Raw genomic sequence first — 12,882 nt, forward strand, 5'->3', positions numbered from 1 at the left:
GTGTCCCCGCCCGTACGTTCCTACGAATGACAGACGAGTTCGGCCTGGTGGAGCTCGACGCCGTCGACGGCTTCGGAGACGAGTGGGAGGAGATAGACGTCTCCGACACGGAGGCCGACCGTATCGCACGCCGCCGGGACCGCGAGTTCAGCCAGTTCAGAAAGCGCATCAAGGACGCCGACCAGTTCAAAGTCGAGCAGTCGGTGTTCGACGACGCCACCTTCGCGGCCATCTACAAACTGGTTCAGGACGGCCACATCGACGCGTTCGGCGGCCCCATTTCGACCGGCAAGGAGGCTAACGTCTACGAGGCGCTCGGGGCCGACGACACCGACGTCGCGGTGAAGATCTATCGAATCAACGCCTCGAACTTCCGGCAGATGCGCGAGTATCTCGAAGGTGACCCCCGCTTCCGGGGCATCGGCAACGACAAAGGCAAAATCGTGCTCGCGTGGGTCAGAAAGGAGTTCGCCAACCTCGAACGCGCCCAGAAGGCGGGCGTCCGCGTGCCGACGCCCATCGCCGTCGAGCGCAACGTGCTCGTAATGGAACTCGTCGGTCTCGTCGAAGAGCGCGCCCGCCGGCTCGCGGAGGTGAACGTCGAGAACCCGCAGACGGCGTACGAAGTCGTCCGCGAGTACATGCGGCGTCTTCACAGCGCCGGGTTGGTCCACGGCGACCTCTCGGAGTACAACATGATCATCCACGAGGGCGAACTCGTCATCATCGACCTCGGACAAGCGGTGACGGTTCACCACCCCAACGCCGACGAGTTCCTCGACCGCGACTGCGAGAACGTCGCGAACTTCTTCTCGCGGCAGGGCCTCGACGTGACCGGCGAGGAACTGCACGAGTACGTCACCGAAGTCGAACCCGAGCCGTAGTCTCTCTCCGACGACAGAATCAAGCCGTCCCGCGACGCCACCTGCGGTATGAGCGACGAGTCGGAGTCGCGAACCGTCGAACACCACCCGCCCGAACAGGCGTTCTCGCTTCTAGCCGACGAGACGCGTCTCGCCATCCTCCGCGAACTGTCGGATGCCGACGATTCTCTCAGTTTCTCGGAACTCAGAGCGCGCGTCGGCGTCCGCGACTCGGGGAAGTTCAACTACCATCTGAAGAAACTGCTCGACTCCTTCGTCCGCCGCGATGAGGGCGGCTACGAACTCACGCTCGCCGGAACGCAGGTCGTCGGCGCACTGCTGGCGGGGACGTACACCGCGTCCGTCTCTCTCGAACCCATCGAGATCGACGGCGACTGCCGGGAGTGCGGGGCGTCGCTCGTCGCCGTCTACGAGGACGAACACGCCAAGATTCGGTGCTGCGAGTGCGGTACCGTCAGGATGTCCTTTACGTTCCCGCCGGGGACCATCGAGCAGTACGACCGCGAGGAGCTCCCGCTGGCGTTCGAGCGGTGGGTGCTCTCGGAGTTCGCACAGGCGACCCGCGGGTTCTGCCCGAACTGCTCGGGGCGACTCGACGCGAGTCTCGAACTCAACGAGGACGGCCACGACAGAAACCGCAGTTTCCGGAACGAGGTGGCGTACCTCCGGTACCGCTGCGGCCGATGCGGGAACGAGATGCTCGCCAGCGTCGACACGCTGGCGACGAACCACTCGACGGTCGTCGCGTTTCTCGCCGACCGCGGTATCGACCTCGACGACGTCCCCTCGTGGGAACTCGACCAGGTTCTGGATGCGAACGAAACGGAGATGCTTTCGAGAGACCCGCCGCGCGTTCGGTCCACGGTCGGCGTGGGCGGCGAGTCCGTCGCCCTCGTCGTCGACGACTCCGGTGAGGTCGTCGACGTCGAGCGGTCGGACGCCTAACGGTCGAACTTCGAACAGAACCACGGTTCTGTCCTCACCGTTACAGAACAGTCATTCTGCTATCAGTTAACTCGGACAGGTGAGACGGTGAGGTATGAGACAGCTCCTCCGTAACGTCCCGTTCCGTCGACTCTTCCTCGGCCGTCTGGTGACGAACGCGGGCGACAGCGTCTACTACATCGCTGCGATGTGGCTGGTGTACGATCTGACGGGCGACCCCGCGATGTCGGGCGTCGCCGGGTTTCTCTCCGCCGCACCCTCCGGGTTGCAGTTTCTCACTGGGCCGCTCGTCGACCGCTGGGACCTCCGGCGCGTGCTCGTCGGGACGCAGCTCGTCCAGTGTCTGCTGATTCTCGCGATTCCCGCCGCGGCCGCGCTCGACTACCTCTCCGCGCCCCTCGTGCTCGTCGTGATGCCGCTGCTCTCGCTGACGAACCAGTTCGTCTACCCCGCGCAGTCGGCGGCGCTGCCGCGCCTCGTCGAGCGCGACGAGCTCGTCTCGGCGAACTCGCTGTTCTCGCTGGCGTATCAGGGCGTCGACGCCGGATTCAACGCGCTCGCGGGCGTGCTCATCGCCGTCGTCGGCGCGGTGACGCTGTTTCTGGTTGACGCCGTCACGTTCGCCGTCGCCGCGGCGCTGTTTGGGGGCGTCGTGATTCCGCCGTCGAAACAGATCGACGACGCATCCGCCTCCGAAACGAACGACTCCGACGGAACCGCCGTCGCCGACGGCGGCGACGAGGAGACGGAAGCCGGAGAGGAGGCGAACGGGGGCGACTCACCCTCCTACGTCAGTTCGCTCCGAGAGGGCGTCGACTACCTCCGGGGAACCGTCGTGACCTACATCCTCGTCGGCGCGGTCGGCGTCAACTTCGCCTCCGGCGCGGCGCTCGCCTCCATGCCAGCCTATGCGGACGCGCTCGGGGGTGCAAGCGTCTATGGAGCGCTCATGGCGGCGCTCGCTGGCGGAATGTTCGTCGGCGCGGTCGGTGCGTCGAAAGTAGAGGCCATCCCTTTCGGACGACTCAGCGTCGCCAGTTTCTCGCTGGCCGGGATACTGTGGCTCGCCTCGGTCGTCGCCGCCACGGTGTTCGGCTCCGTCACGGTGGCAGTGGTTCTGTTCGCGCTCGCGTCGATACCCGTCGGCGCGTTCAACGTGCTCATGGCGGCGCTCGTCCAGTCGATAGTGCCGGAGAGTCTCCTCGGGCGCGTCTCCGCGGTACTCGGTAGCGTCGCGTCGGTGGCAGTGCCACTCGGGTCGCTCGTCGGCGGCGGCGTCGCGGGGGCGTCCTCCCCGGTCGTCCTCTTCTACGCCGCTGGCGTCGCAATGGTGTGTCTCGGCGGGTATTGGGCCGCGGTGCCGACGCTCCGCCGGATGCCGTCCGTCGGGGAGACCGAGACGCTGAACGTCTGAGTCGACTCGGCGACACGCTTTTTTCAGTCCCGGGTCTACTCTCGCTCGATGACAACCGCTCCCTGGCGCTGGTGGTCGCCTCTCTCGGGAGCGGACAGTCCCGCCGTCGTCGTCGCCGCGGCGTAACCCGGCGACCGCGACGCGGGCGCTCACTTCGTTCTCCTGGGTCGCATCGCATTCGACCAGTACACGAAACCACCAGCACACATGCCAGAGTTCACCGTCACGCCGTACAGCGTCGAGGGCGAAGTCGACTACGACCGCCTCCTCGACCAGTTCGGCGCAGACCGACTGACAGACGAACAGCTATCGACCTTTCCGCAGCCGCCGCACCCGCTCCTTCGCCGCGGTGTCTTCTACGCCGGCCGCGACGTAGAGCGCTTCACGAGCGCCGCCACTCGGGGTGAGACCGTCTCGCTCGTGACGGGACGCGGTCCATCCGGACCGATGCATCTCGGCCACGTTCTCCCCTTCTACTTCGCGAAGTGGATGCAAGAGGAGACGGGTGCGTACGTCTACGTTCCGCTCTCGGACGACGAGAAGTACTTCTCGAAGGACCTCTCCTTCGAGGAGATACACGAACACACGCGCGAGAACCTCCGCGACCTCGTCGCGGTCGGTTTCGATCCCGATCGGACGCGCTTCGTCGTCGACACCGCGGACGCGGACGTCGTCTACCCGCTCGCCGCCGAGTTCGCCAGGGACATCACGCCCGCGACGGTGGAAGCGACCTACGGCGACCCGCCGAACGTCGGCCTGGGATTCTATCCGGCGGTGCAGGCGACACACCTCCTGTTGCCGCAACTGCTCTACGGGCGGCACCCGACGCTCGTCCCCATCGCCGTCGACCAGGACCCCCACATCCGCGTCTGCCGCGACATCGCCGGCAAGCAGCGCTACGACGTGGAGAAACCGGGGGCACTGCTCTCGAAGTTCTTACCTCGACTAGGCGGCGGAGGCGGTAAGATGAGCAGTTCCGGCGACGAGCCGAGCATCTACCTCACCGACGACCGCGAGACAGTGAAGCAGAAAGTGTCGAAGTACGCCTTCTCGGGCGGGCGAGCGGATATCGACGAGCACCGCAAGAAGGGCGGCGACCCCGAGGTGGACATCGCCTACCAGCTGCTGTTCTCGTTCTTCGAGACGGACGACGAGACGATCGAGCGACTGGCCCGAGAGTACCGCGCCGGGGAGTTGCTGAGCGGCGAGCTGAAGCAGTTCGCCGCCGAGCGAATCGCCGACTTCCTGGAGGCGCACCAGTCCCGGCGACCCGAGGGCGAGATTCGAGAGGCCGTAGAGCCGTACCGTCTGACCGAGGAGGAACGAGCGAAAGTGCGGCCCGACGTGTTCGGCGGCGAGTGAGGTGTGGTGAGGGCCGGCAGGGCCGAGACGCTCGCCCGTCGGACAGTCCGCGGAATCGACGACGAAGGTTAATCCGTCTGATAGTCTATCGACGCTATGAGTCGCGCGCGAACGATAGGGCTGTTTCTCCTGCTACCGCTGCTGTTCGGGGCCGCTTTCCCGGCTATCAAGGCGGGCCTCGACTACGTCCCGCCGCTGCTTTTCGCCGCCGGGCGCTACCTGTTGTCGGCTGCGTTGCTCCTCGGGTTCGCCGCCGCGACGACCGACGCGTGGCTGCCGCGGACGCGGAGCGACTGGGCCGCCGTCCTCGGTGCGGGGGTGTTCTTCATCGGCGGGACCGGACTCCTCTATCTCGGCCAGCAGTTCACCACCAGCGGCGTCGCCGCCATCATCTACAGTCTCATCCCGATTCTGACGCCGGTCGTCGCGTGGGGGCTGCTGCCGCACGAGCGCTTCTCGCGGCGGTACGTTCTGGGGCTGTTCGTCGGCTTCGTCGGCGTCGCACTGGTAATTCGGCCGGACCCGTCGAATCTCCTCGGAGAATCGGTCGTCGGCGAGAGCCTCGTCCTAACGGCGGCGGCGAGCGTGACGCTCGGCAGCGTTCTCGTCCGGCGGTACCGGCCGACGATGTCCGTCGTCGCGCTCACCGGGTGGGCGATGCTGCCCGGCGCGCTGATTCTGGTCGCGTTCAGCCTCGCGCTCGGCGAGTCGCTCGCGGCGGTTCGGCCGACGGTGACGGCGTTCCTGCTCCTACTCTACCTCGCGGTGTTCGCCAGCGGCGTCGGCTTCGCGGTCTACTTCCACCTCCTGGAGACGTTGGGACCGCTGCAAGTGAACCTCGTCTCGTATCTCATCCCGGTCGTCGCGGTCACTGTTGGGTGGCTGTTCCTCGACGAACCCATCACGGCGCTCACGCTCGTCGGCTTCGCAGTCATCGTCGCCGGGTTCGCGCTCCTGCGCGGCGACGACCTCGCGCCGATGCTGCGGCGAGGGTTCGGGAAGTTCCGAGAGCGTTCCGCCGCGTGAGTGTCGATACCGAGAACCGAGGGACGTGCCGCCGAAGGAACGCTTAAACGGCTCCGATGGGTAGCAGGGGGCATGCAACACGTGAAGGTTCCGCAGGACCGCATCGGTGTTCTCATCGGTGACGGCGGCGAGACCATGCGCGAAATCGAGAGTCAGGCGGAGGTCCGCCTCGACATCGATTCCGAGTCCGGGTCGGTCGCCATCGACTCGGTCGGCGACCCCGTCACGGGTCTCGTTGCGCCGGACATCGTCCAGGCGATCGGCCGCGGGTTCTCGCCCGAGACCGCGCTGTCGCTTCTGAACGACGAGATGCGGATGTTCGACCTCATCGATCTCGACGAACAGACACGAAACAAGAACGACCTCCAGCGTCAGAAAGGCCGCCTCATCGGCGAGAACGGCCGGACGCGCGAACTGATGGAGGAGCTCAGCGGCGCGGACGTCGTCATCTACGGGTCGACGCTCGGCATCATCGGGCAACCCGAGGAAGTCGAGGCGGTCCGCCGTGCGGCCGGAATGCTGCTCGACGGTGCCCCTCACGGCGCGGTGTACTCGTTCCTCGAACGCAAGCACAACGAGCTCAGCCGAGGGTTCGACATCTCCTCGGACTGAGCGCCGACGCCACCTTCTGTCGCCTATCGACTACTTATACCCACAGTCGATGAACGTTCGATTCCGCTGTCAAACCCCACACAGTGTGTCGTTTTGCCATAGCAGTGTTCGAAATCTTTTTATAGAATCACAAACAATCATGGCGTGATTATGTCTCAGCGACGCCGGATGGGCAACCAGCCTATGATCGTACTCTCGGAGGACAGTCAGCGGACGTCCGGAAAGGACGCGCAGTCGATGAACATCACCGCGGGCAAAGCCGTCGCGGAGTCGGTCCGCACGACGCTCGGCCCGAAAGGGATGGACAAGATGCTCGTCGACTCCTCGGGCGGCGTCGTCGTCACGAACGACGGCGTGACCATCCTCAAAGAGATGGACATCGACCACCCCGCGGCGAACATGATCGTCGAAGTCTCCGAGACCCAGGAGGACGAAGTCGGCGACGGCACCACCTCCGCCGTCGTCGTCGCCGGTGAGCTTCTCGACCAGGCCGAGGAGCTTCTGGACTCCGACGTTCACGCGACCACGGTCGCGCAGGGGTACCGACAGGCCGCCGAGAAAGCCAAAGAGATTCTGAACGAGCAGGCCATCGACGTCTCCGAGGACGACCGCGAGACGCTCGTCAAAATCGCCGCGACGGCGATGACGGGCAAGGGCGCAGAGAGCGCCAAAGACCAGCTCGCCGAACTCGTCGTCGACGCCGTGCTCGCGGTCGCGGACGAGGACGACATCGACACCGAGAACGTCAGCGTCGAGAAGGTCGTCGGCGGTGCCATCGACAACTCCGAGCTCGTCGAGGGCGTCATCGTCGACAAAGAGCGCGTCAACGAGAACATGCCGTACGCGGTCGAAGACGCCAACGTCGCGCTGTTCGATGGCGCGCTCGAAGTGAAGGAGACCGAGATCGACGCCGAAGTCAACGTCACCGACCCCGACCAGCTCCAGCAGTTCCTCGACCAAGAGGAGAAACAGCTGCGCGAGATGGTCGACAAGCTCGTCGACGTCGGCGCTGACGTCGTGTTCGTCGGCGACGGCATCGACGACATGGCCCAGCACTACCTCGCCAAGGAAGGCATCCTCGCCGTGCGCCGCGCCAAGAGCGGCGACCTCAAGCGCCTCGCCCGCGCGACGGGCGGCCGCATCGTCTCCAACATCGACGACATCGAGGCCGAGGACCTCGGCTTCGCCGGCTCCGTCGCCCAGAAGGACGTCGGCGGCGACGAGCGCATCTTCGTCGAGGACGTCGAAGAGGCCAAATCCGTGACGCTCATCCTCCGCGGCGGCACCGAGCACGTCGTCGACGAGGTCGAGCGCGCTATCGACGACTCCCTCGGCGTGGTCCGCACGACGCTCGAAGACGGCAAAGTGCTGCCCGGCGGCGGCGCTCCCGAGACGGAGCTCGCGCTGCAGCTCCGCGACTTCGCCGACTCCGTCGGCGGCCGCGAACAGCTCGCCATCGAGGCGTTCGCCGACGCGCTGGAAGTCATCCCACGCACCCTCGCCGAGAACGCGGGTCTCGACTCCATCGACTCGCTGGTCGACCTCCGCTCCCGGCACGACGGCGGCGAGTTCGGTGCGGGTCTCGACGCCTACACCGGCGACGTCATCGACATGAACGAGGAGGGCGTCGTCGAACCCCTCCGCGTCAAGACGCAGGCCATCGAGTCCGCCACCGAGGCGGCCGTGATGATCCTCCGCATCGACGACGTCATCGCGGCGGGCGACCTCCGCGCGTCCACCGACGACGGCGGCGACGACGAGATGCCGCCGGGCGGCGGCATGGGCGGTATGGGCGGCATGGGCGGTATGGGCGGCGCGATGTGAGCGCCCCCGGATAGGTCACACCCGCTCACCGCAACCGCTTCGCACCGCTTTCCGACCGTCGGCCCGTTCGCCGAATCCGATTTTTTTGACCCGCCCGGAACTCCCGTCAGCGGCGCTACTCTTTTCTGCGCCCGCCAGTTCGTACTCTCCGATGCTGTCGAAGCCGACGGCGGTCGAACGGCCCTCTGCGGAGTTCTGGGTCTCCGACTACAGCGGCTTCTCGGTCCCGGGAGAGGCCGAAGTCGGGACGCCGGTGGAGATTTCGATAACGGTCGAGAACACGGGGGAAAACTCAGCGTGCAGGTGCTCCGGCTGACCGTCGACGGCGAGGGAGTGAAAGCCCTGCAGGTGACGATGGAGTGAGCACCGCCGGCCATAGCGTACAGGTCGGTCGGCCTCAGGTCTCGGGGCTCTGGGCGGCCAACTCCTCGAACGCTGCCGTTAACTCGTCAGCGGCCGCGAGCGCTTCGAGGCGGTCGAGCGCCTCCTGGTCGTCCGACCGGTTCGCTTCCAGCGCGTCGGTCGCCTCCTCGGGAAGGTCGAGCGCCGCCGCGAGTTCGAGCAGTTGGTCGTACAGCCTGATTTCGAGTTCCTCGGCCGTCGCGGCGGCGTTGAGGTAGTAGGGGACTCTGAGCGCGTCGTTCAACACGATGTTGTTGAAGCGCTGCGTCTCGTCGACGAGTCCGTCGAGCATCGGTACGTCCCTCGTCTCCGGTCGGCGCTCGATGACCTCGAACACCGTCTCCACGCGCTCGACGTGGGTCTCGGTCTCCTCGCGGTGGGTCTCGAAGGCGTCGAGCAGGTCCGCGCGAACCGAGGAGTCAGCCACGTCGTCGAGTGCATCGACGTCCGCGGCGGTCGCAAGTTCGTCGAGGACGTCGACGAGTTCGGTTTCGACGGCGTAAGCGCTCTGGAGGCGGTACGTGAAGAGGTCGTGGAGTGTTTCGATGTTCATGGGTCGTGGATCGATTTGGGGCCGGGATGGTCGTGCGCTGGCGGTCGTGCGTCGGCGTACGTCACGAAGACGGAGCGAGCGGGTCAGAACGACTGCTGGTGGTCGTGCTCGTCCCCGGCGACCGGCGGGTCGCGGTCGCTGTAGCGCGGCCGACCGACAGCGTTGCGCTGGACGCCGTTGAGTATCGACAGCTGAAGGTCGTCCATCGTCTCGTACGTCTGTCTGCCGGAGGTCCGGAGCACGCGCGCCAGCGAGTCGCCTCCGCCGCCGGGGTAGCTGACCGTCACGTCGTCGTACGTCGAACAGAGCTCGTCGGTGTCGACCGGAAACGGCTGGTCGTCCAGCAGGTCGAAGATTCGGTTGATGTCCAGCGAGCGGAGTTTTCCGGTGGTATCTGGTTCGTCCTTCATGACGGGCGAGAATGCGTCACCGACGCGGAAGTCGCTTTGGTGGGCTTTCGGTGAGACTCGCTTCGGCGAATCGGACGGTCGAAGATGACCTTCTCTCGGAGGTGAGAGACAGTCGCAGCCGACAAAAATCACATTCCGACACTCGTGGTACGATGACCCGCATGACCGCAGTGAAAATCGTGAAAGTGCTCGGCACGTCGGAGGAATCGTGGCAGGACGCCGCCGAGGAGGCGTTCCGGGAGGCGAACAAGACCATCGACGATATCAGCGGCCTCGAGATCGAAGACTGGACGGCCAACGTCGAGAACGACGAAATCGTCGAGTACCACGCGACGGCGGAGGTAGCGTTCCCGGTACACGGCCAGGAGTAACGAGGACCGCTCGAAGGCGGCGAAACGACGGCGGAGAGTCGAACGGCTGCGTCGTCGACCCCCGAACTTTCATTTACGTGCTCCAAAGCTAATGCCGAGACGAGGGTATGTTACTCGGGTTCTATCAACGCATGTTCACCACAGCTACCGTCCTCGGAGACGGACGGCGCGCCCTCGACGACCGAGCCGGAGACCGAGCAGACGACACCGACCCTCGAAACCGCGACGAGGTGCCGGAATGACCGCCGAGTCGGAGGCGGCGGCCTCGGGCGATGTCGTCACCGGTGCGCCAGACCCATCGAACGCCGAACTCGGTGTCTCAAGTCGGATCGCCTCCGCGGTCGTCGGCGGGGCGCTCGTGTTTTTCGGCCTCAGGCGTCGCTCGCTCGTCGGCGCAGTGATGGCGCTCATCGGCGGATGGCTCGTCTATCGCGGCGGCAGCGGACAGCGTCGCCCTCGGGCGACGACGTCGAGTCCCGTCAGTTCCGAACGCTCGGTGCACCGAGACGGCGAGCAGTCGGCGGGACCGATGGACGTCGAACGCTCCGCCACCGTCGGGAAATCCGCGGACGAACTCGACGAACTGTGGCGCGACCCCGAGACGCTGACGCGGGTCGCCAGCGGCGTCGCCGAAGTGACTCTCGAGGACGAAGAGGAGGGCCGTTACCGCTGGCGCGTCGACGCGCCGCTCGGACGCACCCTGACGTGGGAGACCCGCATCGTCGAAGACCGCCCCGGCGAACTCTTGCGCTGGACCTCCGTCGACGGTTCGAGCGTCGCCGCCGAGGGTTCGCTTCGGTTTCGACCGGCGCCCGCCGACCGAGGGACGGAGGTGACGCTTCACCTCCGCTTCGACCCACCCGGCGGGTCGGTCGGCAGCGCGGCGATGAATCTCCTGGGCGTCGTCCCCGAAACGCTCGTCTCGAAGATGCTCTACCGGTTCAAGAGCCTCGCGGAGACCGGCGAGATTCCGACGCTCGACCGAAATCCGTCGGCCCGCGGGAAGGGTGATCTGGTGTGAGAGCGCTCTGCTGGGAGGGCGTCAACGACCTCCGCGTCGAGGACGTTCCCGACCCCGAACTCGTCAACCCGCGGGACGTGGTGCTCCGCGTGACGCTGTCGACGACCTGCGGGTCGGACCTCCACTTCCTCGACGGCTACCTCCCGACGATGCGCGAGGGCGACGTCATCGGCCACGAGTTCATGGGCGAGGTCGTCGAAGTCGGCCGCAAGGTCGAGACCGTCGAGGAGGGCGACCGGGTGGTCGTCCCGTCGTTCATCGGCTGCGGGAACTGCCATTACTGTCAGAGCGACCAGTGGTCGCTCTGCGACAACACGAATCCGAATCCGGAACTTCAGGAACCGGTGCTCGGCTACCCGACCGCCGGCATCTACGGCTACACGCACGCCTTCGGCGGCTACGCCGGGTCCCACGCCGAGTACGTCCGCGTGCCGCACGCCGACGAGGACTGCTTCGTCGTCCCCGACGAACTGAGCGACGAGCAGGCGCTTTTCGCCTCGGACGCCTGGCCGACCGGCTACATGGGCGCGGACTTCTGCGACATCGAACCCGGCGATACGGTCGCCGTCTGGGGCTGCGGCGGCGTCGGACTGATGGCCCAACAGAGCGCCGCGCTCATGGGCGCAGAGCACGTCATCGGCATCGACCGCTTCCCCGAACGGCTCCGGATGGCCGAGCGCGACGCCGGCTCGGAGACCATCGACTACACCGAGGTCGACAGCGTCGTCGACGAACTGAAGCGGCTGACCGGCGGCCGCGGCCCCGACGCCTGCATCGACGCGGTGGGAATGGAGGCGCACGGCACCGGCATCGGTCACCGATACGACCGCGTGAAGCAGTCGATGAAGCTCCACACCGACCGCGGCGACGCGCTCCGACAGGCCATCCGCGCCTGTCGAAAGGGCGGGACGCTGTCGATTCTGGGCGTCTACGGCCTGATGGACAAGTTCCCGCTGGGCGTCATCATGAACAAGGGCCTCACCGTTCGCACCGCCCAACAGCACGGCCAGCGCTACGTCCCGCGGTTGTTGGACCACATCGTCGAAGACGAGATGGACCCGTCGTACCTGGCGACCCACACCATGTCGCTCGAAGACGCCCCACGAGGGTACGAGATGTTCAAGGAGAAGGAAGATGGGTGCGTTCGGGCGGTGTTCGAGCCGTAGGGTGCTGCGAGCGCGAGAGAATGTGAACTACGCCGTCGGCTCACTTCGTTCGCCGCCGTCTACCTCAAATCCATCGAGAAGGCGTTCCGGGGCACCTCGCTGCGCTCGGCGGTCTCAAAGAGCACGATGGGAGTCTCGTGAGCGTCAGCGAGCGAGCACAATGGGATCTGAACCATCTGAACTTCGTTTCACTTGTTCCGTGATTTAAATCCTACGTGAATCTGTTCCGATACGCCTCGCTGCGCTCGACGGTCTCAAAGAGCACGATGGGAGTCTCGTGAGCGCAGCGAACGAGACTACATCGTGCGAGCGAGAACGAGCGTAGCGAGTTCGAGCGAGCACGATGGGATTTGAACCCACGGCCGTCGGATTAGAAGTCCGACGCTCTATCCAGACTGAGCTACGTGCCCTCGATTACGACGATTCGGTCCGAGCAAAAAGCGATTGTGGTTCATCGCATCAACTGAACAGCCGCGTGAGTGTGTGTCACCCGTCGAAGCGGTACAGCGAGGTGACGTGCGGCAGGCGGTTGAACATCCAGTACGCCAGTGGCAGACCGACGATGGTCACCGCGAGGAAGGCAGCGACGTTCGCCCAGAGCCAACTCAGCCACCAGCCGACGAGCACGAAGTACACCGCCCGGACGAGAAGCGAGTGCTGGCCGCGTGCGGCTTCCGGTTCGGAGCGCGAGCGTGGTTCTTTCAGGCTCAGCACGGTGGGTACGAGGTTCGTGAGCTTGATACCAAGCGGGAGAAGGACGACCGTCGCCGTCAGGAACCACGCGAGGTTGACGACGAGCGGCGTCGCCCACCAGCCGACGAGCAGGAACCACAGCGCCCGGGCGAGAAGCGAACGGTCGTTCATACGTGAACGAAGGCGCTACCGGGCGAAA

General features: G+C 65.8%; 14 protein-coding genes and 1 tRNA gene. 11 read left to right on the top strand and 4 right to left on the bottom strand.

Annotation, left to right across the window (positions count from 1 at the left end; genetic code table 11):
* The first annotated feature begins 26 nt into the window (after positions 1 to 26).
* From rio1 to LAQ73_RS06845, 8 genes are all read left to right on the top strand, one after another.
* Positions 27 to 884: a serine/threonine-protein kinase Rio1 gene (rio1, locus tag LAQ73_RS06810; RefSeq protein ID WP_224270480.1), complete on the top strand. Its 858-nt coding sequence runs from the start codon at positions 27 to 29 to the stop codon at positions 882 to 884.
* Between the two features lie 48 nt (positions 885 to 932).
* Positions 933 to 1,829, top strand: coding sequence for a winged helix-turn-helix domain-containing protein (locus LAQ73_RS06815; protein WP_224270481.1), 897 nt, complete (start codon positions 933 to 935; stop codon positions 1,827 to 1,829).
* Positions 1,830 to 1,923: 94 nt separating this feature from the next.
* On the top strand, positions 1,924 to 3,243 hold the full coding sequence (locus LAQ73_RS06820) for an MFS transporter (protein WP_224270482.1): 1,320 nt from the start codon (positions 1,924 to 1,926) through the stop codon (positions 3,241 to 3,243).
* Positions 3,244 to 3,450: 207 nt separating this feature from the next.
* Positions 3,451 to 4,605, top strand: a complete 1,155-nt coding sequence (locus tag LAQ73_RS06825; RefSeq protein ID WP_224270483.1) for a tryptophan--tRNA ligase — start codon at positions 3,451 to 3,453, stop codon at positions 4,603 to 4,605.
* Between the two features lie 96 nt (positions 4,606 to 4,701).
* Positions 4,702 to 5,631 carry a DMT family transporter gene (locus LAQ73_RS06830; protein ID WP_224270484.1) on the top strand — a complete coding sequence of 310 codons (930 nt, stop codon included), beginning with the start codon at positions 4,702 to 4,704 and terminating at the stop codon, positions 5,629 to 5,631.
* Positions 5,632 to 5,703: 72 nt separating this feature from the next.
* On the top strand, positions 5,704 to 6,243 hold the full coding sequence (locus LAQ73_RS06835) for a KH domain-containing protein (RefSeq protein WP_224270485.1): 540 nt from the start codon (positions 5,704 to 5,706) through the stop codon (positions 6,241 to 6,243).
* Between the two features lie 183 nt (positions 6,244 to 6,426).
* On the top strand, positions 6,427 to 8,067 hold the full coding sequence (gene thsA, locus LAQ73_RS06840) for a thermosome subunit alpha (RefSeq protein WP_224270727.1): 1,641 nt from the start codon (positions 6,427 to 6,429) through the stop codon (positions 8,065 to 8,067).
* 151 nt (positions 8,068 to 8,218) lie between these two features.
* Complete coding sequence (locus LAQ73_RS06845) at positions 8,219 to 8,383, top strand: hypothetical protein (protein ID WP_224270486.1); 165 nt, start codon at positions 8,219 to 8,221, stop codon at positions 8,381 to 8,383.
* An 81-nt stretch (positions 8,384 to 8,464) separates the two neighbouring features.
* On the opposite strand, the gene LAQ73_RS06850 is transcribed toward LAQ73_RS06845, so the two are convergent.
* Entirely contained in the window at positions 8,465 to 9,022 is a 558-nt protein-coding gene (locus LAQ73_RS06850; RefSeq protein WP_224270487.1) for a YciE/YciF ferroxidase family protein, read from the bottom strand.
* Between the two features lie 83 nt (positions 9,023 to 9,105).
* Positions 9,106 to 9,432 (bottom strand): PepSY-associated TM helix domain-containing protein, encoded by a 327-nt coding sequence (locus tag LAQ73_RS06855; protein ID WP_224270488.1) that lies wholly within the window; start codon positions 9,430 to 9,432, stop codon positions 9,106 to 9,108.
* Between the two features lie 161 nt (positions 9,433 to 9,593).
* Here LAQ73_RS06855 and LAQ73_RS06860 point away from each other — a divergent pair, with 161 nt between their 5' ends.
* From LAQ73_RS06860 to LAQ73_RS06870, 3 genes are all read left to right on the top strand, one after another.
* Positions 9,594 to 9,803, top strand: a complete 210-nt coding sequence (locus LAQ73_RS06860) for a dodecin family protein (RefSeq protein ID WP_224270489.1) — start codon at positions 9,594 to 9,596, stop codon at positions 9,801 to 9,803.
* A 238-nt stretch (positions 9,804 to 10,041) separates the two neighbouring features.
* The gene (locus LAQ73_RS06865) at positions 10,042 to 10,824 is read left to right on the top strand and encodes an SRPBCC family protein (RefSeq protein WP_224270490.1); all 783 of its coding nucleotides are present in this window, start codon (positions 10,042 to 10,044) and stop codon (positions 10,822 to 10,824) included.
* A complete protein-coding gene (locus tag LAQ73_RS06870) occupies positions 10,821 to 11,990 on the top strand; it encodes a zinc-dependent alcohol dehydrogenase (protein ID WP_224270491.1) in 1,170 nt (389 codons plus the stop codon). The genes LAQ73_RS06865 and LAQ73_RS06870 overlap by 4 nt, the downstream gene beginning before the upstream one ends.
* 335 nt (positions 11,991 to 12,325) lie before the next feature.
* Here the strand turns inward: LAQ73_RS06870 and LAQ73_RS06875 are convergent.
* Together LAQ73_RS06875 and LAQ73_RS06880 are read right to left on the bottom strand one after the other, a co-directional pair.
* A tRNA-Arg gene (locus tag LAQ73_RS06875) sits at positions 12,326 to 12,400 on the bottom strand.
* A 76-nt stretch (positions 12,401 to 12,476) separates the two neighbouring features.
* Complete coding sequence (locus tag LAQ73_RS06880) at positions 12,477 to 12,854, bottom strand: YccF domain-containing protein (protein WP_224270492.1); 378 nt, start codon at positions 12,852 to 12,854, stop codon at positions 12,477 to 12,479.
* Positions 12,855 to 12,882 lie beyond the last annotated feature (28 nt).

Origin of the sequence: Haloprofundus salinisoli, assembly GCF_020097815.1 — an archaeon.
Taxonomy (GTDB): Archaea; Halobacteriota; Halobacteria; order Halobacteriales; family Haloferacaceae; genus Haloprofundus; species Haloprofundus salinisoli.

What these genes read in the sequence shown, in the direction of transcription:
- LAQ73_RS06865 (WP_224270490.1), top strand. Translation starts at nt 10,042, where the DNA reads ATGACCGCCGAGTCGGAGGCGGCGGCCTCGGGCGATGTCGTCACCGGT.
- LAQ73_RS06815 (WP_224270481.1), top strand. Translation starts at nt 933, where the DNA reads ATGAGCGACGAGTCGGAGTCGCGAACCGTCGAACACCACCCGCCCGAA.
- LAQ73_RS06855 (WP_224270488.1), bottom strand. Translation starts at nt 9,432, where the DNA reads ATGAAGGACGAACCAGATACCACCGGAAAACTCCGCTCGCTGGACATC.
- LAQ73_RS06850 (WP_224270487.1), bottom strand. Translation starts at nt 9,022, where the DNA reads ATGAACATCGAAACACTCCACGACCTCTTCACGTACCGCCTCCAGAGC.
- LAQ73_RS06880 (WP_224270492.1), bottom strand. Translation starts at nt 12,854, where the DNA reads ATGAACGACCGTTCGCTTCTCGCCCGGGCGCTGTGGTTCCTGCTCGTC.
- LAQ73_RS06860 (WP_224270489.1), top strand. Translation starts at nt 9,594, where the DNA reads ATGACCGCAGTGAAAATCGTGAAAGTGCTCGGCACGTCGGAGGAATCG.
- LAQ73_RS06845 (WP_224270486.1), top strand. Translation starts at nt 8,219, where the DNA reads ATGCTGTCGAAGCCGACGGCGGTCGAACGGCCCTCTGCGGAGTTCTGG.
- LAQ73_RS06830 (WP_224270484.1), top strand. Translation starts at nt 4,702, where the DNA reads ATGAGTCGCGCGCGAACGATAGGGCTGTTTCTCCTGCTACCGCTGCTG.
- LAQ73_RS06825 (WP_224270483.1), top strand. Translation starts at nt 3,451, where the DNA reads ATGCCAGAGTTCACCGTCACGCCGTACAGCGTCGAGGGCGAAGTCGAC.
- rio1 (WP_224270480.1), top strand. Translation starts at nt 27, where the DNA reads ATGACAGACGAGTTCGGCCTGGTGGAGCTCGACGCCGTCGACGGCTTC.
- LAQ73_RS06820 (WP_224270482.1), top strand. Translation starts at nt 1,924, where the DNA reads ATGAGACAGCTCCTCCGTAACGTCCCGTTCCGTCGACTCTTCCTCGGC.
- thsA (WP_224270727.1), top strand. Translation starts at nt 6,427, where the DNA reads ATGATCGTACTCTCGGAGGACAGTCAGCGGACGTCCGGAAAGGACGCG.
- LAQ73_RS06835 (WP_224270485.1), top strand. Translation starts at nt 5,704, where the DNA reads ATGCAACACGTGAAGGTTCCGCAGGACCGCATCGGTGTTCTCATCGGT.